Origin of the sequence: Bacillus sp. S3 (assembly GCF_005154805.1) — a bacterium.
Lineage (GTDB): Bacteria > Bacillota > Bacilli > Bacillales > Cytobacillaceae > Neobacillus.
In genome coordinates this window covers 4,348,169-4,370,670 of the sequence record NZ_CP039727.1, presented here as the reverse complement: position 1 = coordinate 4,370,670, position 22,502 = coordinate 4,348,169, and the positions used below count along the sequence as shown (strand labels likewise).

17 protein-coding genes are annotated in these 22,502 nt (G+C 43.4%); 8 read left to right on the top strand and 9 right to left on the bottom strand.

Annotated features, from left to right (window positions below; translation table 11 throughout):
- Positions 1-8: 8 nt before the first annotated feature.
- The 4 genes from lpdA to FAY30_RS21125 all read left to right on the top strand — a co-directional run bounded on the left by lpdA (position 9) and on the right by FAY30_RS21125 (position 5,001).
- Complete coding sequence (lpdA, locus tag FAY30_RS21140; protein ID WP_149871718.1) at positions 9-1,415, top strand: dihydrolipoyl dehydrogenase; 1,407 nt, start codon at positions 9-11, stop codon at positions 1,413-1,415.
- 243 nt (positions 1,416-1,658) lie between these two features.
- Positions 1,659-2,573 carry a sugar-binding transcriptional regulator gene (locus tag FAY30_RS21135; protein WP_149872805.1) on the top strand — a complete coding sequence of 305 codons (915 nt, stop codon included), beginning with the start codon at positions 1,659-1,661 and terminating at the stop codon, positions 2,571-2,573.
- A 194-nt stretch (positions 2,574-2,767) separates the two neighbouring features.
- The gene (locus tag FAY30_RS21130) at positions 2,768-3,106 is read left to right on the top strand and encodes a bh protein (protein ID WP_149871717.1); all 339 of its coding nucleotides are present in this window, start codon (positions 2,768-2,770) and stop codon (positions 3,104-3,106) included.
- 251 nt (positions 3,107-3,357) lie between these two features.
- Positions 3,358-5,001, top strand: a complete 1,644-nt coding sequence (locus tag FAY30_RS21125) for a leucine-rich repeat domain-containing protein (protein WP_149871716.1) — start codon at positions 3,358-3,360, stop codon at positions 4,999-5,001.
- 359 nt (positions 5,002-5,360) lie between these two features.
- Here the strand turns inward: FAY30_RS21125 and FAY30_RS21120 are convergent, their stop codons facing one another.
- Entirely contained in the window at positions 5,361-7,430 is a 2,070-nt protein-coding gene (locus tag FAY30_RS21120) for a molybdopterin-containing oxidoreductase family protein (RefSeq protein WP_149871715.1), read from the bottom strand.
- A 352-nt stretch (positions 7,431-7,782) separates the two neighbouring features.
- Here FAY30_RS21120 and galU point away from each other — a divergent pair, with 352 nt between their 5' ends.
- Positions 7,783-8,718, top strand: coding sequence for a UTP--glucose-1-phosphate uridylyltransferase GalU (gene galU, locus FAY30_RS21115; protein ID WP_149871714.1), 936 nt, complete (start codon positions 7,783-7,785; stop codon positions 8,716-8,718).
- Positions 8,719-8,912: 194 nt separating this feature from the next.
- Here the strand turns inward: galU and FAY30_RS21110 are convergent, their stop codons facing one another.
- Entirely contained in the window at positions 8,913-10,769 is a 1,857-nt protein-coding gene (locus FAY30_RS21110) for an N-acetylmuramoyl-L-alanine amidase (protein WP_149871713.1), read from the bottom strand.
- A gap of 456 nt (positions 10,770-11,225) precedes the next feature.
- Here FAY30_RS21110 and FAY30_RS21105 point away from each other — a divergent pair, with 456 nt between their 5' ends.
- A complete protein-coding gene (locus tag FAY30_RS21105) occupies positions 11,226-11,669 on the top strand; it encodes a ferritin-like domain-containing protein (protein ID WP_149871712.1) in 444 nt (147 codons plus the stop codon).
- Between the two features lie 93 nt (positions 11,670-11,762).
- Here the strand turns inward: FAY30_RS21105 and FAY30_RS21100 are convergent, their stop codons facing one another.
- Positions 11,763-12,110 carry a hypothetical protein gene (locus FAY30_RS21100; RefSeq protein ID WP_149871711.1) on the bottom strand — a complete coding sequence of 116 codons (348 nt, stop codon included), beginning with the start codon at positions 12,108-12,110 and terminating at the stop codon, positions 11,763-11,765.
- A 298-nt stretch (positions 12,111-12,408) separates the two neighbouring features.
- On the opposite strand from FAY30_RS21100, the gene FAY30_RS21095 reads away from it, so the two are divergent.
- On the top strand, positions 12,409-13,023 hold the full coding sequence (locus FAY30_RS21095; RefSeq protein WP_149871710.1) for a transposase: 615 nt from the start codon (positions 12,409-12,411) through the stop codon (positions 13,021-13,023).
- Positions 13,008-14,513 carry a YifB family Mg chelatase-like AAA ATPase gene (locus FAY30_RS21090; protein WP_149871709.1) on the top strand — a complete coding sequence of 502 codons (1,506 nt, stop codon included), beginning with the start codon at positions 13,008-13,010 and terminating at the stop codon, positions 14,511-14,513. The genes FAY30_RS21095 and FAY30_RS21090 overlap by 16 nt, the downstream gene beginning before the upstream one ends.
- A 144-nt stretch (positions 14,514-14,657) precedes the next feature.
- Here the strand turns inward: FAY30_RS21090 and FAY30_RS21085 are convergent, their stop codons facing one another.
- The 6 genes from FAY30_RS21085 to FAY30_RS21060 form a co-directional block, all read right to left on the bottom strand.
- Entirely contained in the window at positions 14,658-16,268 is a 1,611-nt protein-coding gene (locus FAY30_RS21085) for an aminotransferase class V-fold PLP-dependent enzyme (protein WP_149871708.1), read from the bottom strand.
- Positions 16,258-16,827: a glycerol-3-phosphate acyltransferase gene (locus tag FAY30_RS21080; RefSeq protein WP_190284716.1), complete on the bottom strand. Its 570-nt coding sequence runs from the start codon at positions 16,825-16,827 to the stop codon at positions 16,258-16,260. Before FAY30_RS21080 ends, FAY30_RS21085 begins: the two co-directional genes overlap by 11 nt.
- Positions 16,828-17,064: 237 nt before the next feature.
- Positions 17,065-17,874, bottom strand: a complete 810-nt coding sequence (gene zupT / locus FAY30_RS21075; RefSeq protein ID WP_149872804.1) for a zinc transporter ZupT — start codon at positions 17,872-17,874, stop codon at positions 17,065-17,067.
- 245 nt (positions 17,875-18,119) lie between these two features.
- A complete protein-coding gene (locus tag FAY30_RS21070) occupies positions 18,120-19,046 on the bottom strand; it encodes a polyisoprenyl-teichoic acid--peptidoglycan teichoic acid transferase TagU (protein WP_149871706.1) in 927 nt (308 codons plus the stop codon).
- Positions 19,047-19,391: 345 nt separating this feature from the next.
- Positions 19,392-20,807 (bottom strand): S1C family serine protease, encoded by a 1,416-nt coding sequence (locus FAY30_RS21065; protein ID WP_149871705.1) that lies wholly within the window; start codon positions 20,805-20,807, stop codon positions 19,392-19,394.
- Positions 20,808-21,037: 230 nt separating this feature from the next.
- Positions 21,038-22,441, bottom strand: coding sequence for an N-acetylmuramoyl-L-alanine amidase (locus FAY30_RS21060; RefSeq protein ID WP_149871704.1), 1,404 nt, complete (start codon positions 22,439-22,441; stop codon positions 21,038-21,040).
- Positions 22,442-22,502: the final 61 nt, after the last annotated feature.

Sequence of the window (22,502 nt, the reverse complement as noted above, 5' to 3'; positions counted from 1 at the left end):
TGAAAGAGTTGAAATCATCCTATGAAATCGTCGTAATTGGCGGTGGACCCGGCGGTTATGTAGCCGCATTAAATGCAGCAGAGCTTGGTAAAAAAACAGCGCTGATTGAGGCAGATTTTCTCGGCGGTACGTGTTTAAACAGAGGCTGTATTCCGTCCAAAACCTATTTAAAGCATTCTGAAATAATTGAACAAATTGAAAAAGCGAAGGATTGGGGGATCGAAACCGGCTCCCTGACCCTTTCCTTTGATAAAATGAAGAAACGAAAAAATGACGTCATCGAGCGTTTGCGCGGCGGCATTGCCTTTTTGCTGAAACAAGGGAAAATTGATGTCTATAACGGCTTTGGAACGCTTTTGGCAGACGGAAATGTCATGGTAAAAACAGACGCAGGGGAAGAGACGATTGGGGCGGGAAAGGTCATTGTGGCAACTGGTTCAACGCCGGCTGTACCACCAATTCCAGGGCTTGATTCTGTCCACTATCACACAAGTGATACGATCTTTGATCTTCCGGATATTCCAAAATCGGTGATCATTATTGGCGGCGGAGTCATTGGCGTCGAATTTGCTACGATTTTTGCTGCCTTGAAAACAGAGGTTACAATCGTGGAGGCAGCTGACCGGATTGTGCCGACAGAGGATGCCGAGGCCTCAAAGTTTTTGGCAAAGAATTTGAAGAAAAAGGGTATTAAGCTTCATGTTGGGGCTAAAGTCCAGCAAGTGGAACAAACCGGCAGTGCAAAAACAGTTGTTTGTGTCGATGCAAAGGGCAAAGAGTTGACCCTATCAGCCGATACTTTGCTTGTCAGCACAGGCCGCCGGCCAAACCTGTCTGCGGTAAAAGAGGTAAATCTCGAACAAAACGGTCCGTTCCTAAAGGTAAATGATCAAATGGAGACAAGCATTAGCCATGTGTATGCCGTGGGCGACGTAATTGGCGGCTGGCAGCTTGCCCATGCCGCGAGTGCGGAAGGGGTGGTGGCAGCGAATAATGCTGCCGGAATCCAAGACCGTATAGATTACAAAGTAATGCCGCGCTGCATTTACACGCTTCCGGAGATTGCTTCTGTCGGCTTGTCAGAGGAAGAGGCGAAGAAGCAGGGCATCGAAATCCGGACCGAGAAGTTTGACTTTGCCGGAAGCGGGAAGGCATTAAGTGCAGGAGAGCCCGAGGGCTTCACGAAGGTGATTTTTGAAGCGAAATACGGAGAAATTATTGGCGTAGTGATGGCAGGAGCCCATGTAACGGAAATGATTTCCGAAGCATCAGCGTTTATGTATCTCGAAGGAACCGTAGAGGAAGCGGCAAAAATGATCCACCCGCATCCAACGATTTCAGAAACATTTTTTGAAGCGGCTGTGAAGGCTGTTCAGAAACTGGAGTCACGTAAAAAGATGGTCCTTGTTGGTTAATTTCATAGGTTTATAAAAAACACATTTGAAATCCCTCATTCCTTGATGATCGGGGGATTTCCATGTGTTTTTTAGCTAAAAAGGGGCGGCGTGCTGCGTTGGTATGAAACGATTTATTGGTTTTAGAAGGAAAATCATGTAAAATGTTCTTATAGAATACATTTGTAAATATCATGGGCTATTATCAAAGGGGCTGTCTACGTGGAGTGGCAAGAAAGAAGGCAATTGGTTAAGGTCTCCAGCATGTATTATAACGATGGCTGGACACAGGCTGAAATCGCTGCAAAATTGGGCGTATCAAGACCCGTCATATCCAAATTGCTTCAAAAGGCAAAGGATGAGGGAATTGTAAATATATATATTAAAGATGAAACGGTTCGAACCGTTGAATTGGAGCAGCAGCTTGAGAAATATTTTGGTCTCAAGGATGCTGTTGTGGTACCCGCCAACGGCGTGTCAAGTGAATTGGCAAAACGGGCAGTTGGTCTCGCAGGTGCAAACTACTTATCGCAAAATATGAAAGGTGTCAAAAGTATTGGTATTTCATGGGGCACGACGCTTGCCCACCTTGTTCATGAATATCCTTATGAGCGCAGGGAAGACATAAAGGTTGTCCCATTAGAGGGCGGTATGGGAGTTAAGTCAGTGAACATCCATGCCAATCAACTGGCAAACGATTTAGCTAAAAAAATGAACGGAGCTTGTACGTATCTGTATGCCCCCGCCATTGTTGAAACAGAAGAATTAAAAAATCGATTAATGGCGATGCAGGATATTGAAACGGTATTAGAAAGCGGACGAAATGTAGATATTGCCGTGATCAGCATCGGTAATCCCTTCAAGAAATCAACATTAATGAATATTGGTTACTTGAAGGAAACGGATTTAAGCCATCTTCGAGAATTGGGAGTAGTGGGTGACATTGGGTACCGCTTTTTCGATCAAAACGGAAATTCAGTTAATGATTCTTTATACAGTAAGGTAATTGGCATTACCATGGAAGAAATTAAACACATTAATATGGTGATTGCTGTTGTAGAAGGAGAGCAGAAAGCAGAAAGTGTGCTTGGCGCGTTAAGAGGCCAATTGATTGATGTCCTGGTTATTGACGAACAAATGGCAGGTGTAATTTTAAAAAAATATCAACATGAGGTATAATATAATATAGTAAGTTTCTACTAAATTTATCATCATTTTAGGTAGAGGAAAATGAGTAAAATCAGGTACATGTTCACAATCGTTTGATTACTATATAATATGAAAAAATAACTTGATTGAAAAGATAGCAGCCCGCATAACGGGTTCTTTTTTGAAAGAAAGTCTGTGGAATATTTGTAAAGGAGAAGACCTATATGAAGATTTCAGAAATAGATGTCACCCTTTATTGTTCACATTGTCATGACGAAACCCTGCATCGTGTTCAATATTTAAACGATAAGATTCAAAGTATTGATTGTACGAACTGCCGCCGTACAATCGAGACAGATATGAGTCCGATGAGGGAATTGTACAAAGAAGTATATAAGCGCGTTACATCGAAACCAACAAGATTAACTGATGAATATAAAACGGATCAAGGGAAGTTCATAGAGGGGTTCCCGAAAAGAGTGTTAAGTAAGCCCTTGCGTCTGGTAAAATATCTCAATGAAACGAAAGAAGCTTTGAAAAAAATCAATAAAAAGGTGCAATGACCTTTTTTAGGGGATTTTCACACCATTGAATGTGGGTCTTTATTTCATAATTTACGTTTAAACTTTGCTCTCTGACATCTGTCGTCGGAGAGCTTTTTAGGTTGCAATTTGTCTATTTTTGACTAAGTTTGATATTTTTTTCAATGATTATGTCAAATGACGGTGTCTGCTAGTATAATTAATGTTGTGTGAATTCTATAATGGGGCTCACTATAAATGAGAGAATAACAGTTTAAGAGGGGGATTATTAGATGGCAGGTTACAAATTGCCGAAGATCGTCTTATCGATTGGTCTCGGCGCGTCATTGTTGACACCGGTTACTGCTTTCGCGCAAGAACCGGCACATGATTTTACACAGGCAAAAATTCAGTTCGAGCAAAAGCTATTGCAGTCAAAGGCAGCGACAGGTGAGAATCAGCTTAATGCTGAGGATAATGGGGAAGAAGTGGTTGAACCGGTCTATGTCACAGACTATAAATTCACAGAAAATTCAGTGTGGATATCTTGGATGTACGATTATCGAAGCCCAAGGATTTCCTATCAAATTCTTTTGAATGGCAACCAAGTTGCGACTCTACCAGCAAACCCAAATGAAGAAGAAAATGAATATTCGATTAAAAACTTGGAGCCGAATACAACGTATTCCATAACGATTAAGGTTTTGAAAGACGGCGTATGGACAAATGAGGAAACGACATTTGAATTTACAACCTATGAAGCACCAAGCGGTGGGGTTGTTACCCTTAAGGATGCCAACCTAGCTGAAGCCATTAAAGATCAGTTGGGAATTGAAACCCGCGGCCTATATGAAAGTGACCTTGACCATTTGACAGAATTATATGCATACGATCAAGGGATTTCATCAATTTCGGGACTTGAGAAAGCTGAAAACCTGGAGATCCTCGATCTATCCAATAATCCTATCTCTGATATCAGACCTTTGGCTGGGTTGAAACATTTATATTACCTTGATTTATCCGGAACTGAAGTTAAGGACATTGAAACTCTTCTTACGCTAGAAAGTCTTGAAACAGTATTCTTTTATTATACTCCGATCAATTTTTCAAAAGGCAGCAGTGCAAGAAAGGTTGCAGACCAGTTGGCCAGTAATGGAGTAGATGTGGTATATAGTTTACTGGCTGAAGACAAAAAGATCGTTTCCAATAAAGCGTTTGGACTGGCCTGGAATGATTTCAGTGAGGTTAAACCTGATTATTATAAAGTTTATTACGGTGAACGGTTTAGTGATGTAGAAGGTTCTGAAGTGAAAACGACATCTAAAAATGTCTTTTTAACAGGATTAAAGCCTGATACTGATTATGTTGCATTTGTTGTTTCATATACTAATGGGGAGGAGCCGGAGGAACTTAATGTATTACCGGTTTATTTCCACACTTCGACCAAGGCTGCTATTACAGGTTGGGTCCCATTAGGTGACAGTTGGTACCATTATACGGCTGGTACAGATAAGCTTACAAAAGGCTGGTTAAAATCCGGTCCGAGCTGGTATTTCATGAAAAATAATGGTGAAATGGCTACGGGATGGGTATATACAGGCGGAAAATGGTACTTCCTGAATCCAAATGGTGATATGAAAACCGGTTGGGTATATACAGGCGGGAAATGGTACTTCTTGGACACAAGTGGCGCCATGAAAACGGGCTGGGTGAAAACAGGAAATACATGGTACTTCATGAATAATAACGGCGCAATGCTAACCGGATGGGTGAAATCAGGGTCATCTTGGTACTACATGAATCAAAGTGGTGAAATGGCTACAGGATGGGTATATACAGGCGGAAAATGGTACTACCTCAAATCCGATGGAAGCATGGCCTACAACACCTATATCGGTAAATACAAACTCGGCAAAGACGGCGCCTGGATTCACTAGAACAAAGAGCGCCTGAACAAAGGGTGCCTGACACCCTTTGCCCTATGACGAGAGTAAATAGGGTGTCAGGCATCGTGAAGGGTATTTTAACATGCTGCGGGAATGTGCGGATTCCTGCAGTTTTTTTATGGCGCACGTGGTTGCATTTGATGCCTGCGGTGTATTGAGTTAAAGAGTGTGCTTGTTTTATTAGGTGAGGTGGTAAACCGGTATCTTTTGGGGAGATAATGAAATCTACCACTCAAATTGAAGAGCGGGTCGGTCAGCTTTTTTAACAGAAGGAAGCATCAAAAAAACGGTCGCTAATAAGGCTCTAAGCGACCGATATATTAAAAAGACTAGTAACTTCATGCGCAAAACTACATTTTTTCCACAGTTACCCTTCCTGAAAAGAAGGTAGCGCCGCCTCCCATATCGCTGATGCGGTCGGGGGTTAGCGAGTTAACGAGGCATTTTGGGGCTGTTGAATCTTCTTCTGACCTGGCCGTACCATCCGACCAGAGTCCTTGTGACACGACCACTCCTGGTAGGACATTTTCCCCGACCACTGCCTGAAGCACACATTCCCCGCGATCATTCCACACCCGCACTCTGTCTCCATCCACAATGCCAGCCTCAAGCGCATCTAACCGATTCATATGTAACTTAGGTTCTTTTTCCAGGCTGATATGTTTCCGGTTATTGGAAAATGTGGAATTTAGGAAATTATGATTCGGCCCGGGAACAAATTGAGTGCGATGGTCTCCATCATTCACGAGCGGGATATAGGTTGGCAGGGCAGGATACCCATTTTGTTTCATCCTCTCGGAATATAGCTCTATTTTTCCACTAGGTGTCGGAAGTGTCCCGGGGAACAGCGGTTTGACCTTGGCTTTCAGATAGTGCTGTTCAGATAAAGCGTCGTAATCAATCCCCTCCAAATATGGATTTTGAGGATGATTCAGGGCGCTTGCAATCATCGCTGTCTCTGTTTCTGTGAAAGCTGCATCATCACCAAATCCCATTCCATTTGCCAGTAAACGGAAGACGTCCACATTTGATTTTGACTCCCCGAATGGTGTGATGAGCGGCTGCTGGATTTGGGCATAATGATGCCAGTACGATGTGTATAAATCCGTGTTTTCAAAAGACGAAGTTGCTGGCAGAACAAGATCGGCATACTTGGCCGTTTCTGTTAAAAATAAATCATGAACGACAAGGAATAAATCTTCTCGCGCAAGACCTTCTCTGACTTTATTGCTTGACGGTGCAACTAAAGCGGGATTGGTACCATATACATACAGTGATTTAATCGGCGGGTCCAGTGTTAATAATGCATCGCCCAGCAAGTTCATGTTGATGACCCGGGTATTTTTATTTTTCAAAAGCTCTGGCCGCTGCAGGCTCGCAGTGTTTAGGGCAAGGTAGGCAGAATTACCTTTAATGGCACCGCCGCCTTTCACGAGCCATTGACCGGTTAGGGCAGGAAGGCATGAGATAGTACGGACGAACATGCCGCCATTGTCATGATGCTGGGGACCGTTGCCGATGCGGATAAAGGAAGGTGACATTGCGCCATACATCCTGGCCAGCTTGTAAATGTCTTCTGCAGGTACGCCGGTAATTTCGGAAACTTTGACAGGGTCATATTGAACGACATGGTCGTGCAGTTCCTCGGCGCCGACGGTATATTTCTTCAAAAAATCGTGGTCTACCATATCTTCGGCAAATAACACATGCATCAGCCCGAGGGCGAGGGCACTGTCCGTCCCTGGCCGAATCGGAATAAACCAATCTGCCATTCTGCCTGTTTGATTTTTATGAACATCGATGACGATGATTTTGGCATCGTTTTGCTTGCGGGCCTGCTGGGCCAGGGCGACCTGGTGCATGTTGGTGCTTACCGCATTAATACCCCAAAAGATGAACAGCTTGGAATGAACCGTATCCTCAGGGTCAATTCCGAGGCTTGCACCCATTGTATATTGATACCCTGCTGCGCCAGCTGAGTTACAAATGGTCCGGTCCAGTCTTGAGGCACCCAAGTGATGCCAAAAACGGCGGTCCATGCCTTCAGCGCTTAGCCTTCCCATGTTTCCGTAAAAGCTGTAGGGGAGAATGCTTTCCGGTCCATCTGTGGCAATGAGATTCTTCCATCGGGAAGTAATGGTGCTTAGAGCATCCTCCCAGCTGATTCGTTCAAACTTCCCCTCACCTTTGGGGCCGATACGTTTTAACGGGTATTGCAGGCGACTTTCATCATAAATTCTCTCTGACATGTTGCGAACCTTGTTGCAGATATGACCTTTGGTTACCGGATGCTCGGGATCACCCACTACCTTTACAATACTTCCGTCCACCTTATGCAGAAGCAACCCGCACTGATCCGGGCAGTCCAGCGGGCAAACAGCATGAAACACACCATTTGGTACATCAATAAAAGATGACATAGTAACACAGAAACCCCTTTCCACAATAACAATCACCCAAACATACCCTCGGGGAGCGGCGAGGCATTTCAATTGTCCGCCCCAGGTGGAATACTGTCTTTTCGTGGTGTCAGGCACCATTAGCAATAGATTGATATTTTTTAATTTTGCTACTATGATAACATGATTATGGGTGTCAAGCACCATGAAGGCACATTAGTCTGTGGAACTTTGGGAATAAAATAGGCTGAATCCCATTTTTGATGTGGGCATGTGGTATAATAATTTCGATTATTGTGGTTCATATTGGGTAAATATAAAAATATTGTCATAATTTGCATATAATGAGTGACGAAAAAAGGAGAGACAGGCTGTGAAAAAGGTTCGTAAAGCAATTATCCCAGCTGCTGGATTAGGTACACGTTTCTTACCAGCAACCAAAGCAATGCCAAAAGAAATGCTTCCGATTGTGGATAAGCCAACGATTCAATATATTGTTGAGGAAGCAATTGCTGCTGGAATCGAAGATATTATTATCGTAACAGGTAAAGGAAAACGGGCAATTGAGGATCATTTTGATTTTGCTCCTGAGCTTGAGAAGAACTTGCTTGAAAAAGAAAAGTGGGATCTCTTAAATAAGGTAAACTACACCTCCAATCTTGCTGATATCCATTATATCCGTCAGAAAGAGCCGAAAGGACTGGGGCATGCAGTGTGGTGCGCGCGGAATTTTATTGGCGACGAGCCATTTGCCGTGCTGTTGGGTGATGATATTGTCCAAAGTGATACCCCATGTTTAAAGCAATTGATTGACCAGTATGAAGCGACCTTCTCGTCGATTATTGGGGTACAGCATGTTCCGGAAAATGAAACACACCGGTACGGGATTGTCGATCCGCTTGCGCAGGAAGGCAGACGTTATCAAGTCAAAAACTTTGTTGAAAAGCCAAAGCCTGGAACAGCTCCATCTAACTTGGCGATTATGGGAAGATATATCCTAACTCCTGAAATATTTATGTTCCTAGACCAGCAGGAGGAAGGGGCTGGCGGTGAAATCCAGTTAACGGATGCCATCCAAAAGCTAAATCAAATCCAGCGCGTCTTTGCTTATAACTTCGAAGGAAAGCGGTTCGATGTCGGTGAAAAAATTGGCTTCGTCAAAACAACAATCGAAGTAGCCCTCCAGCAAGAAGGCATTCATGATGAGCTGCTGCAATTCCTAAAAGAACTCATCGCCGCAGAGGAAGAAGGAAATAAAAAACCAAACAGCACCAAAGAAAAAACGGAAAACAACACCCAGCAAGTATAAATGGTGTCAGGCACCCTTCGTGGACACGTTCCATCTGGGGTGGACAGTTCCGAATTCTGTGCTCTTTTGCCGGTGGTTGTGAACGTACCACAAGAGGTGTGGTTGTGAAATTTAGAAAAGCCGCATTTTACTTGGAGTTGACCTCTTGGTAAAATGCGGCTTTTCCTTATACCGTGAACTTGGTTAGGGATTAATTACTGAAAAAATTTCATGACCCCGTTAAGCAGCCCCGAACAGAGTTTATTTTGATAGCTGTCATTAACAAGATTTGCCCGCTCTTTGTCATTTGAAATGAAGCCGATTTCGACTAGGACGGCGGGGGTTTGATTGCCCCGGATAACTCTAAAGCTCTCATCCTTTATACCCCTTGAGACCGCCCCGGTTGTTTTAATAATTTCATCCTGAAGGAAGGAAGCGAGCCGCTTGCTTTCCGCAGACATGACCCCATCTGCTGAATTATGATAGGTTTCAATTCCCTGCGCCCCGCTGCTAGTAGACGAATTCACGTGAATACTGATAAATGCATCCGGTTTGATCGAATTCGATAACTCTACACGCCCGTCCAATGAAACAAATTCATCAGTGCTTCTCGTTAAATAGACGGTGTAGCCGTTATTTTTTAAGAGATCAGCAAATTTTAAGGTGACCTGTAGGTTGATGTTCTTTTCAAAAATACCGGCCGCACTGGCGCCGCCATCATAGCCGCCATGCCCGGCATCCAAGACAATTGTTTTGGTTGTCGAATCCTTCGAATGAGCATAAGGATTCCATGCGCCATTGGCATCTAAAAAGTAATCCACACTGCCAACCGTAATCCAGCCAGTCAGCATGATCCCGTCGGAATCGGAATAATACCAATAGTTATTCACTTTAAACCAGCCAATTTGTAATGCACCGGATTGGTTAAAGAAATGCCATTTTCCATCCAATTTGAGCCATCCAGTCTGCATGGCCCCGCTTGAATTTAAATAATACCGTCCTTTGTTATCTTGAAACCAGCCTGTTTGCATTTCCCCTTGTGAATTTAAAAAGTACCAATTCCCACCGGTTAACAACCAGTTTGTCTGGAGCGAAAAATCGGAGGCAGCATAATACCAAATGTTATTTAGTTTGAACCAGCCCTGTTGAAGCTGTCCTGTCTCATTTGCGTAATATTTTTTCGAATTGACCGTAAGCCAATCACCGATAAAAAGGACACCGTCCTGATCAAAATAGTAGCCCTTACCGCCTACTACGGCGATTCCGGTTGTTAATGCCCCGCTATTATTAAAAAAGTACTTTTTTCCTTGCTCTTCATACCAGCCTGTTTGCATGGTCCCATTTTGGTTTAAATAATATTTTCTACCGTTCTCGGCCAGCCAGCCGGTTTGAACGATGCCTTCTTGGTCGGAATAGTACCACTTGCCGCCGCTTAATCCCCATCCGGAAATTAATGCGCCATTAGTATTAAAAAGATATTTCTTCTCACCAATATCTACAGGGCCTAATGCAGCATAGCCATCACTCTTAAAGTAATATTTTTTGCCGCCGACTTCCTGCCACTGGTTCTCGAGCATAACTCCTGAACTATTAAAATAGAAAAGTTCCGCCGCTAGACTTAAAAGCCCTGTGGCTCGTTCCCCGCTTGACTTGAGATAATACCAGACGTTATCCAATTTGAGCCAGCCGGTTTTCATGGCCCCATCGTCCTGGAGAAAATACCATTTCTCCCCGATATTCAACCAGCCGGTTTTCATTTCTCCGTTTGCCTGGAGAAAATACCACTTACCGCCGGTATACAGCCAGCCGGTTTTCATCGCCCCATCGCCTTGCAGATAATACCATTTTCCTTCAGATTTTAGCCAGCCTGTCAGCATGACTCCTTTTGCGTCCATGTAATACCATTTATTCCCGCTATAGACCCATCCCGTTGCTGCTGTATTGTTTTGGTAGAAATACCACTTACCGTTTTCTTTTGACCAGCCCCAATTGACAGCATAGGAAGGTGAATTTCCTAATCCCATTGATAAAAGCAATGCGAAAATTGATAAAATGATGAGTTTCCTTTTCAATGCCTTATTCCCTTTCCCCTCTTTTTCTAATTATTCTAATGAACCTATTTACCCGTTTCGTCACGCCCTGTGTGGACAAAATGGCCGCTACACCGGAAATAGATATGTTTATATTAAACTCTATTTCTGGTTATGTGAAGTATAAATCGCCAAAATTCTTCCTGTATTAGGAAAAAAACGTAATTTCATAGAGAAGGTTGGCGTATGAATTAAGGGATCAGAGTGGAAAAAGATCAAAAATCGTAAGTTTCCCGGGGAATAAGGCGATTTTTGTAAGGAATCTTTTAAATAAGGGGTGATTTTGCGATGGGTGTGAAGTTCTATTTTAGGAAAAAGTGAACAAGTAAACAACCGCACAGATGAAACAATAAGAGAGGTTTCAAATATGTCCCATCATACACCCATTTCCCGTTGCCACATAGGATATAAAATGAAGATAAACGGGGAGGTTCTTTTATGTATCCTTATACAAATTACCATGATGCCTTATATCGGCAATCTAATACATTGATTCAGGATATTGAAAAAGCTATTAATGGTGAATATAGTGCTATTGATTGTTATGCGAGGCTGGCCAATTTAGCACCGCATAAGAAGGAAAGGGAGCGAATCCTTGAGATTCGACAGGATGAAATAAAACATTATCAGCAATTTGTTCAAATTTATCGTGGCCTAACTGGAATGCCTCCTCAGCCCAAAATGAATGAGGGGTGTCCGGGGGTATATTTACAGGGATTGGAATTTGCCTTAGAGGATGAGCAAAAAACAGTGGATTTTTACTTAGAAATTTCGGATGCTTCGAAAGATTCCTTCATTAAAGAGGTTTTCAGGAGGGCAGCTGCAGACGAGCAAAATCACGCTGTGTGGTTTCTGTATTATTTTGCAAAAGCGAAGAAGTGAAACACTCCGATAATAGGAAAATGCCCCGAAATGAACTGGCATCGGGGCATTTTTGTGTTTGACTATAGTAAAAAGAGGGGGGGTTGGGAGGTGTTAGTCGGCGTCACCTCCCCCGCCAGTGGACTCTCCACTGTCTCCGCCACCGTCAGAATTTCCACCTTCTTCCTCCCCGGAGCCACCACTGTCATCGTAGTCGTCACTTGACTCCCCATTCCCCACGTGGATATGATCATTGGCGGAATCATTGTAGTAAACGTGATTATTAAGATTGTCGCTTGAGGATCGCGCTTTTTCTTTACTTAAACTGGGGAAAATTAAAAAAGCTATAATAATTAGTAAGGTACCAAAGAATTCCTGTGTGACGAAAATAAGATAAATCCCGTACACAAGAAGGAGGACACCAACTATTCTTTGAATCATTCTTACACTTTTCAGAGACATTCCTCCTAAATAGAAAGTAAGAAATGATAAGACATTTATTAATAAATATTAAGGCAGAGGACCTTTTATTCATTCCTGTCACACTTCAGGCTTGGTCGTTTTTTCAAAACAAAAAAAATATACCATTAAACCCCAAGTGAAAGCACAACACCCCAAACCACATCTTTGAACAATTTGTTACATAATCAAAAAGCGCCAACCAACATAGAAAATATTTGTATAATGAAAAAGAAGGGAATGGTGCCTGACACCCATACTACCATTTCCATCATAATAATATTTTATAGGAGTGATTGATTTGGCCCGTAGGATTCGCTTATGGTTTGAAGGTGCGAAGTATCATGTGACCAGCAGAGGTATTCGGAAGAGTTCGTTATTTTTTGAGGATAAGGATTTTGGAAGGTATTTGGCTTACATAGAAGAAACGAGGGAGCGGCACCCCTTTCATCTCCATTCTTACTGCTTAATGAGTAATCATACCCATCTCCAGATTGAAACGCTTGACACCCCGCTCAGCAGCATCATGAAACATCTCAATACGAAATACGCAAAATATATTAACCAAAAGTATGATTTTTCCGGCCACGTGTTTGAAAAGCGCTATGGTGCCGAGCTCCTCAACTCTCGTGAATATGAGATTGATGTCAGTAAATATATTCATCTAAACCCGGTAGAAGCCGGGATGGTGACGGCGCCTGAGGATTATCCCTGGAGCAGCTGCCGTGCCTTTCTCTACGGTGAAGCTGAAGCAAACCCTCATATTGACCCCAAACCAATTCTTTCTTATTTCCCTGATCCGCAACCCTATTATTATCATCAATATTTGAAATCCCGAGGAACGGACAAGTTTTTTTGGGAAGATGGAAAAATTACCAAACGGGAAGGGGAGTGGTTTCCATGTGGGCTCGAGTAACGAGTATCGGCCTTAAGGGGATGGAAGGATACCGGGTGAATGTGGAGGTTGGGACATATGTCGGTAATGATGACTCATTTAAAATTGTTGGACTGCCGGACGCTGCTGTAAAAGAGTCGAGGGAGAGAATTATTGCGGCCCTCAGTTCGTTAGGCTACGTGCTATCCGGTAACAAAATTATCATTAATCTTTCGCCGGCCGATCAGAAGAAAATGGGGCCGATGTTTGATTTTTCGATGGCGATTGGGCTGCTGCTGAGCTTGCATGAGCTGGAAGCGTCGATACCAGATGATACTGGTTTCCTCGGGGCGCTTTCCTTGGACGGTTCAGTTCAGCCAGTTGAGGGACTGCTGCCTGCTGTACTTGCAGCAAAGAGGCAAGGGATTCGAAGACTTTATATCCCGTTAGATGAACATCTGCCGGAACTTGATTTTGAAGGGTTAGAAATTATTTATATTACTTCATTAAAAGATGTCATCGGCCATCTTGGGGGTCAATGGGTCCCGCCTGTACATGAAACGATGGAAAACGAGGGAGCCATCAGTGAGAATCGTTATTTAGATTTTCAGCAAATTTTCGGGCATGGAGATGCCAAACACGCACTTGAGATAGCTGCAGCCGGGGAACATCATGTATTGATGACAGGGCCGCCTGGATGTGGAAAAAGCTTGCTGGCTGAAAGCTTCCCGTCTATTTTGCCATTCTTATCAAAAGAAGCCTGGCTCGAGGTACTTAGCCTGTATCAATTAAGTCGAAGCACATACTCACAGAGTCATCTGCCTCCCTATCGGTGTCCTCATCATTCCGCTTCAGGGGTAGCTATCATCGGCGGCGGTCAATACCCAAAGCCGGGTGAAATATCGCTTGCCCATCGGGGTGTTTTATTTCTTGATGAAATTGGGGAGTTTCCAAGGAAAACACTGGATATGCTGCGGCAGCCACTCGAAAACGGGTCGATAACGATTAGCCGCACACATGCCTCAATCTCCTATCCCGCTTCTTTTCTATTAATAGCTGCCATGAATCCTTGTCCATGTGGATATGCCGGCTCGAATGCTCATTATTGTACCTGCTCGACAAAACAAATCCTCACCTATCAAAATAGGCTCTCGGGTCCACTAAGGGATCGGTTTGATATTAATCTTACATTAAGACCAGTTTATTTAAATGCTGCAAAAGGAGGGATTCATGAGCAGGAGGAACCGTCAAAAATTGTACAGGAAAGAGCGCGGCAGGCTAGGGAAAGGCAATATGACCGCTATGGCGGGGAGATTTGCAATGGTCGAGTACTTTATGATATCCTTCTGCGAGCAAGTCCCCTAACAGTCACACAACAATCAAATCTGCAAAAGCAAGCCATCAATGAAAACTGGAGCAACCGGACCCAAATCAAAATCATCCGCCTCGCCCGCACCATCTCAGACCTCCAAGGAACCCCGGCCATCACCGACCGAAGCATTAACGAGGCGATAAAGTTGAATACAGTGTAAAGGGTGTCAGGCACCATCCGTGGACAGTGTCCATATGGGGTGGACAGTTTGGTTTGCTTATGAAGCAGCGGAGGACGAAGGGATATCCCCTGCTGCTTGATGGGGTGCCGGATCCGGACTTGCGCCTTATTTGGGCTATTGGTTTTAGTAACGTTGGGGCTGCAATTGATGCAGCTTTGATTCGTATGTGAATATTCGGTGAAATAGCGTGATCATCTTTTCTAAGGTCGATGTGGAATCATGCCCGATGCAGGCAATTTGAATCCAGTTTCGCTGCCTTAAGTATTCGCTCTCAAAATGTAATAGGTATCCATTGTAATAAAGAAGCTTCCCGATTTCATAAGAGGAGACAGTTTCCGGGAGCTCAATGGTTAAGATCATCGGAGAACGATGCTCGTCGTTTGATATCAACTGAAAGCCGTAACTTTTTAGCTTATTTTTCAACCACTGATGCGCTTCGGCAATCTCTCGGTAAGTTTCGTCAGTAATATTCTCCAATGCCACAAGCAGCGCTTCCACTAAGTTAGTTGAATGAGAAAACGGGATGCTGTCCTTTAGCATGTAGACACCTAAATCAATGTATTTCGGAAGCACCGGCGAGGGTGCAACCTCGTGGTGATGAAAAACAAAGGACAGCCCGGTATAGGCACGCAACGCTTTCCCGCTAACACCTGTTGCAAGAAAAACCCCCGATAAATTCAATTCCACAGCACCAATGGAACTGATGCAATCAAGACAAAGCTTCAGGCTGTACTCTTCCGCAATCCCCTTAAGAACCGTCAAGTCATTTAACATGCCAGTTGACGTCTCACTATGGACAGCCCAAATCCATGTCGACTCATTGGATACTTTCGCAGCAATTTCTTCCTTGGAAAAAGCGTGACCCCAATCTTTTTCCAACACATCAAAGTTTAGTCCCTGCCGCCGTGCTTGGTCCACTAAGCGGCAGCCAAACTCTCCATTCGCTAAAATCAATCCTCTTCCGTTCAATAATGAAAGCTGAGCAGCTACGACCTCATTGGCCAGTGAACCCGTCCCAGCTAAGATTTGAACATGTTCACAGTTCGTTAAGCGGCGAAAGATGCTTCTGACCCTGTCTAGCTTTTCACGAAAAACATCTGAACGATGGGAGTAGGGGCTGCCCATTAGTGCTGTCCGGACTTTTTCAGGGATTTGGACCGGACCTGGTAAAAACGGGACAGTTGGCCTGAGAATTCTGCCAGCAAACGATGCGTCAAACGTTGCTTTCGTTAAATACATTGGTTGGAAACGGGCTTCTTCTGTTCCGGTAAGCCGGGCAAATGGCTGGAATCCCATTTGGTTATAAAGCTTTAATTGACGGACCGTGCCTGAGATCACAGCAAGATCATATCCCTTTTCTAAACAATATGTTGCTAAAAATTGCGCAAGCCCGGCAAAGACGCGGCCATTTCGGTATTCCTTTTTGACCGCCAGAAGCCGAACCTCACAGGGCTGATTGACTTTAAAAGGCAATGAATCTTCAACGGCACCTATTTTCCGATCGAGTGAAAACGGACGCTGGCTGCGGACGGCAACCATTCCGACAAGCTCATCACCTTTGATGCAAATAATATATGTATTTTCATGATGGAAAGGATCCACTAATTGTTTTTGTTCATTTTTTTTATGCTGGGGAATTTCTTCTGAAAAAGTTTGATAGTTTAACTGATGAATGCGTTCAAATTCTTGATGGCTGGTTGCAATTTTAAAAAAATACGACTGATTATTGTCCACGGTTATTCAACCTTTCTTTGATATTTTCAGAATGTGCTAGAAAAATGACGCCGGTAATGGCAAGTTCAATAAGACAGGTTATCCCATTATATTGCTTGAAAAATAGAAAGACAGGAATGGCAAGGAATGCCCCTAACCCGGAAATGGTAAAACTTTTGATAAAGGGATAAAGGGCGAAAAATGCCAGCAGGATGACAGGAATTATCAGTGGTTCGAAACAAACCATTCCTCCAATAAAAGTGGAGATTCCTTTCCCGCCCTTGAATTTCAATACGGCAGGCTTAATATGGCCAAGTATCACCATCCCCAGGCCAAGCAATTGAACATGTTCATGAAAATGAAGGGAGCGGGCGATCCAAATGACGGCAGCACCTTTTAAAGCATCGCCCAGAAAAATAGCGACAAACGCCTTCTTTCCATGAAGACGGCCGGCATTCCGGGCTCCGACATTCCCGCTCCCATGAAGACGAATATCCTTGCGATAGAGGGCTTTTGTAACCAAGTAGCCAAACATGATATTACCAATCAAATAGGATAGAACAAAATACAGCCATATCACTTGAATCACCACCAAATCTAAAATGGGAACAATTTTATATAGAAAAATTGTATTGATATCTCACAGGATATTCGGGAGAATTTACCAAAATGCTCTTACTATCATTTTGAGGTGATTTGAGTTTGATTTCAATGGAAAGTTTAGCAGAATTGTAACAACCTGCTGGCTAAAAACAGAGACCGAGAGGATGAAAATCCTCCCGGTCCACTTTAATAGTGCTTCCAACGGTGCCTGTGATTAAATAAACAAAAGTAAGCTAAGGGCCATTACAGCCATGCCGCCAATCAATCCATAGATGGATAAGTGGGCCTCATCGTATCTTTTGGCTGCGGGCAGTAATTCATCAAGGGAGATAAATACCATAATGCCCGCCACAGCTGCGAATATTACTCCAAACATGATGTCATTCAGAAATGGCATAAGGAAGAGGTAAGCGACCAATGCGCCAATAGGTTCCGATAAACCGGATAAGAAAGAAAGCTTGAAGGCTCTTTTCTTGTCACCTGTTGCGAAATAGACTGGGACGGAAACGGCAATCCCTTCTGGAATATTGTGGATGGCAATTGCCACTGCAATGGCAATTCCAAGTGCCGGGTCTTGCAGTGCCGAGGTGAAGGTTGCAATCCCCTCAGGAAAGTTATGAATTCCGATTGCCAGCGCTGTAAAGGTCCCCATTTTTAATAAATCAGGATGTGTGCCTTTACTGCCGGGAACCTGCATGTCTTCCACTGTTTTTAGTTCATGGGGATTACTTTGTTTTGGAATAAATTTGTCAATGCTGGCAATCAAGAGCATGCCGCCAAAAAAACCCCCGACGGTTAACCAGTTACCAGGTCCATTTCCCAGTGCGTCAACGAGTGCTATTTTTGCCTTAACAAAGATTTCAACCATAGATACATAAATCATTACCCCAGCGGAGAATCCAAGGGTTACCGATAAAAATTTGGTGTTGGTATGTGAAGTGAAAAAGGCAAGAATGCTGCCAATTCCAGTTGCAAGGCCTGCAAATAATGTTAATCCGAAGGCTAATAACAGATTTTCAGTCACCTTCATTTCACTCCTTTATGAAAATGTCCTCATCGAAAAACATTCGATTTTATAAACCTTTTAGTTTTGCTTCTACTTTATATGCACTAAGTGAGAAATGTTTCCGATGAGAAACAAATTGTCATATCAATTTATCTCTGCTGTATTACGAATTGTTTTTTTGGGCCAAAAAAAGCTGACTAAACAAGCCGTCTTGGTGGGACGGTCTGTTCAGTCAGCTGATTTCACTATGAAAGCTCTCCGCTTCATTGTAATTCCAGTTGTTTCTTTAGTTCAGTCTGAATTCGCTGCTTTTCTTCTGCTGCAACTACGCCATAGTAGATCTTATTGATCATGGTGCCCGTTTCATTGATTTCCATTTGCTGAATATTTTTTCCGGCATCTCGATAGTTTTTTTGGATATCTGTCATTTGTTCAAAGGTCAAATTTGTTTTTATATTTTTTCCAATGGCAGTGAAGAAGTCAGAAAAATTCGTTAAGCTTGATAAACTTACACCTTTATCTATGACCGCCTGGATGATTTGCCGCTGTCTGGATTGACGGCCGAAGTCGCCCCGTGGGTCTTCATAGCGCATTCTGGAAAAACTAAGCGCCTGCTCTCCGTTAAGCGTGATTTCTCCCTTTGCAAAGTGGAAATGATCCTGGGAAAAATCCAAGTCATTTTGGACCTTTACACCGCCAACGGCATCGACAATATCCTTAAATCCTTCCATATTAATTTGCATATAATAGTCGATTGGGATATCGAGGAAATGTTCAACGGTGTCCATCGCCATTGGCACCCCGCCGAAAGCATAGGCATGATTAATCTTATCCTCCGTGCCCTTTCCGATAATTTCGGTGCGAGTGTCACGGGGGATGCTGAGCATTTTCACGGAATTGTTGTTTGGATTTACCGTTAAGACAATAATCGTGTCAGATCGCCCCTTATCGCCTTCCCGCTCATCAACACCAAGCATTAAAACAGAAAAGGGGTCTTTTTCTTTAAAGACCACGGGTGTTTCCCGTTTGACAGATACCTCTCTTTCAATCGGCTGGTGCATCGTTACTACGGCATTTTTTAAGGATGAATAAACGGTGTAGGCATAAACTCCTACAGTGATAAACAGTAGTAAAAGAATAATTCCCGTAACCTTTACCCATTTACTGCTTTTCCGCTTGTGAGACTTCATCGGCAAAACTCCCTTCATTTAACAACATAAAACAGGATGTCAGGCACCGCTCATATACAGGTTAGGTTCTTAGCGGTAGATGATGTGTTAGCTTACAAGGGAGTAGGTTCAAGATGTTAGCAGCTTTGTAATCTTTAAGATTAGGTTTTAGCAGGTCTCAGGAGATTTGGTCTGTGGAGATGATAAATAACTACTATTCATTTTACCACTAGCAGTAAAGAAATCCCAATATTCTATGAATAATATCATATCCATATGCAGCCGACAGAAAGAAAAACGAAAATACAAAAATAAAAGAGATGCAGAATTAAAACTGCATCCCACTTGCCAATAGTAGAAAGGGTGTCAGGCACCATTTCCACTATCGTCGTCTTTCTTTTGTTTTTTCTGGTGCTCTTGGAGGGCGAGGAGGATGTCTTGGACGTCGATTTTGCCATCTTTGTTTAGGTCAGCCAATGTGTTTTCAGGTGCAGCTGGTGGCGGTGGTGCAGGCGCCACTGGTGCCGGATTGATAGGCGTAGCGGCAGGTGCTGCCACAGCGACAGCCGGTTTTTTCGGCTTAAAGGCAAAGGTAAACAAAAGCAACACAAGAATGAGTAATCCTGAAACACCATCGACGATATAGAAGATCGTCGTATAATCGGACCATAAAGTCTTACTGCTGCTCATCTTTTTCTCAGAATTGGCGATATATTGCTTGATTTCCGAATGATTTGGATAGATACGCTGGACCGCTTCAAACTTTTCTAATGCGTGCTTATAGTAGCCGCCCCAATACAAATCCAGTCCTTCTTGATAAAGCCTATCTGTTTCACTCTTGAAATCCCTGACACCTGCTTGGTTGACAAATTCCTTCACCGTATTCACTGGCACGGCAAAATTAAAGCCTTGCACCTCTTGGCCATTCACTGTGTCGCCTCTAAAGGTGAGCAATCCAATAATCTCGCCATTTTCATTTATAACAGGCCCGCCGCTATTACCATGTGTGGCGGCTGCGTTAATTTGAATAACAGGGCTTCCTTGTTCTGTCTTTTTCGAAGTAGCTGAAATTTGACCGGCATTCATTGATGAAACCAATGATGAATCTGGTGACAAAAGATCAGAATCGGCTGCAGCAGGGTAGCCGCTTACCCAAATATTATCCTGGTTCTGAATGTCATCGGAATTGCCAAGCTGTAAAGTAGGCAGGTTTTTCCCTTCAATTTTTAATACAGCAACATCCTTCCCCTCATTGACAGGGGCACCATAGCTTTTAACCTCGCCATCGAGGACATCTCCGCCAGGTAAAATAACCTTCAATACCTTTTGAATCCCCGTGTATTGGGTGTAGGCAAGCATGTACTGGTATGCTGTTTCATAGTCAACTTTAAAGTAGTCAGCTACTATACCGACGAGCTGTTGAAATGCCGCATTGGCAATGTCCTCGTCTTTCATTTGCGTTGCTTCGACCACATGGGCATTAGTGACAATGTAGCCATCTGAACTAATAATCGCACCAGAACCGGAGCCGCCAACAACTGATTGGTAGCCCAGTTGATCCAACACAGCCATGACTTCGGGATCATCTGGGTTATTAAACTGCCATCCGACAACAGCGTAATCAACGATTCGAACAACTGCCGGCTTTGTGTACTCGGCCAGTTTTTGTGCTTGAGCTATTTTGCCTTCTGCTGGTTTGATATTCATGAGGAAGAAGGAGGTAACAATTACAGCAATGAGTAACAAGCTAAGTGGTATGGTAAAAAGAGCCCTTTTCTTCAAAATTACTTTCACCTCTTGGATTGGTTATTTCATTTCACTCTGCAATATATTCCGGGACAGGAGAAAGGTAATTTGTACTAAGTGAATTTTTGGAAAACTCACGATAACTCGGAGAATTGGCTTTAGTCTAGTTACCATACTCAGTTGACAAAGGTGAATTTCTGTAAATAAAAAGCCTGTCTCCAGAGGGAGCAGGCTCATCTTAAACCTTAAATGAAAAGACTTGCGAATCAGCTGTTTTCTACGTCCTGCTCATTGGCTGTATCTACTTCGGCAGGGGTTGTCACGTCCTGCTCATTCTCTATATCTACTGAGGTGATAGTTGTCACGTCCGGTTCCTTCACAGCATTTTCCGAAGTCGGAGCTGTCACGTCCGAATCATTCGCAGTATCTTTTTCGGCAGGGGTTGTCACGTCCGGTTCCATCCCGGCATCGCTAGTTGTTGAACCCTCTCCGCCGTTATCTTTAGGGTTGCCACCTATAGCAGAAGGTTCTTCAATAATTTGGGCACCATCATTGTCAAAGGTATATTTTTTGCCATCAATGGTTTGGATCCCTGTTACCATTACTCCCTTGGCATCGAGGTAGTAGGACTTGCTATTATCCTGGATCCAGCCAATTGCCATTTCACCATTTGGATTCAAAAAATACCATTTAGATTGATCTTTTAGCCAGCCTGTTCTCATCGCACCATCTTGAGCGAGGAAATACCTTTTTCCGTCAATCTCTAACCAGCCGGTTTGCATCGCCCCATCCTCATTCAAATAGTACCAGTTATTCTTCAGCTTTAGCCATCCAGTCTGCATGACACCATTGCTGTTAAGATAGTACCAAATGCCTTTTAGCTTCACCCAGCCAGTTTGCATGGCGCCGGAGGTATCGAGATAGTACCACTTATTCTCTAGCTTTAGCCATCCCGTTTGCATGACACCATCGCTGTTAAGATAGTACCAAATGCCGTTTAGTTTCACCCAACCGGTCTTCATGGCGCCGGAGGCATCGAGATAGTACCAGTTATTCTTCACCTTCACCCATCCCGTTTGCATGACACCTTTGGTATTAAGATAATACCACTTGCTTTGATTCATGATCCATCCCGTTTGGATTTCGCTGTTTTTTTGGAAAAACCATTGGCTGCCTTTTTTTAACCAGCCGGCATTACTTCCTTGAAGCCGTTTAATAAAATTATCCCATTGAGGCAATAAATTTCTCGGGCAGTTCTTACCCGTCCAATGTTTATGAGGTACAATACGATCACTTGATATGTTAAACCGGCTCATTAAATATTGGACGACCTCGACTGTATTTAATACGGTTTGCTGATAATTGCCGTCTGCATTTACACACATTTCAATATGGATAGACGTTCGATTACCTGGGCCATTATGCCCATCGCCTGCAGCCCATGCCACTTCATCAAAAGGGATGGATTGAATGATTTCATGGTCATCAACTGTTAAATGCCAAGATGCTGTGCGGTCATTCCCGCGCTGTTGTAATGTTGCATGTGCTTCAGCATCGGCCCCTCTGCTTGTATTGTCGGTTTCATGGATAGTAATGTATTTGGGGACTAATTTTAAACCGGGGCGTGTGCTAGAGTTTGAAGCAGGAATGAGTCGTTGAATAATATTCATGGCTTTTTCCTCTCCTTTATTTATTATTTATGCTAAATAGAGTCAATTGGTCAGGGCTTAG